General features: G+C 42.0%; 1 pseudogene. It reads left to right on the top strand.

The annotated features are described in order from the left end of the window. Nucleotides 1–1608, top strand: a pseudogene (locus R7040_RS24360) (AraC family transcriptional regulator); the annotation flags it as partial.

The following is a 1608-nucleotide window of genomic DNA, read 5'->3' as shown; positions in this document are numbered from 1 at the left end:
GGACCTTTGTCGAAAATGAGGTTTATCAGACCTACCCAAACAAAGAAAGGCAGTTGGTCTTTAGCCTTAACCCCGGGTCGCAAATTAGAAAAATAGGTTCATCAGGTGATTATATTTGGGTAAGTGATGGCGCACATTTTTATACCTACAACATCAAAACCAATGAACTTGATTCATTTTCACTGCTTCAACTTTATCAACATAGCAATAATAGTTATGTGTACATCAATGATGCGATTCTGATCGAAACCAAATGGGCGTTGGCTACAACATCTGGTGTCTATCTCTCTGAAGGTAATAAATTTGATCATGTGATTTCATCCGGTCAAAACTACATTGAAAAAGTGTACTACTCGCATACGAGACGCGAGATATTGGTCGGCACCTTAAAAGGCGCGTTGATCTTCAATATTTACGAGCCGAATAAAGAGATCGTCAAAATTGGCGGCTCCCACGTACTGACGTTTTCAGAGACCAATCAAGAGTATTGGGTTGGTACTGAGCACGGTTTGTATCTCTACTCGTTTTTAACAGGTGAAGTTACTGAAGTTGAGCCTGCGAGCTTCTTAGAGTTAGAGCTCGATAGCACTAAAATTTATTCCTTACTTAGCGACAACATGGGCGGAATGTGGATAGCGACCAACCAAGGCATTCGTTATTACTCTTTGTTCAGCAAAAAATTTGAGCGAGTCACCTTTAGTAGTTATGACTCGCAAACCTTATCTGGTCGTATCAGACAAACGGTAACAGGGCCAGATGGTGTGCTTTGGTTTGCCGATGACCGCAAACTGTATCGTTCTGGCGCGGAAGGGATTGTAAAAGTCTTAGAATTAGATTCTCAAATTAACGAATTTGCGTTCCAACGAGGCATGTTATGGCTTGCCACTTCAAAAGGCTTGGAGATATTCCAATTGGAGGGGTTGAAAAAGGTTAGCTTCCCTTATTTACAAGTAATGGCTGGGCATGCTGTTGAGCATATTGCTCTAGACGACACAAACCGTTTGTGGGTATCCAGCGGTTACCAACTTTACAACGTTGATATCGACAAGCAATCCGTCAGAAACTTTGGTAGCGAATGGATCGTGAGTCAGTACTTACCAGCTAAAGTGACGCGCTTATATGATACCGAAGATAAACTTTTTATTGGTACGGACCATGGTATTTATGAATATGATGATGAACGTATTCGTTTCAATCGTTTCTCGGAAAAATATGGCGAGTCACTAGATATAGTGACAGCGGCAGATGGCTCTCAGTGGTTTGCCTCTTCCTATGGGTTGTTTAAAACAGTGGCTGGTGGAGAAGCCAAGCAAGTCTTGGAGATGAGTGTTGCGAATGCTCGTCCGGCGTGTTTGATTAGTGATGCGAAAGGTGTGTGGCTTGCATCTTCTGTTGGGTTGAGTTACTACCGATTGTCCGGTGAGTTAGTTAAACATTATTCATCTGCATCGGGCTTGATTAATAATGAGTTTATTCCTGGGATATGTAGCGTAGTGAAACGCACAGAAGATGGTGAACGATAACTTGTTTTAGGCTCAAAATTTGGATTAGTTAAAGCAGATACTTCAAAACTATTGGTGTCAAACACGCCAGAGTCCCGCTGTATTG

This window comes from Vibrio sp. 1069 (assembly GCF_033340555.1).
This window is presented reverse-complemented; position numbering and strand designations above follow the sequence as displayed.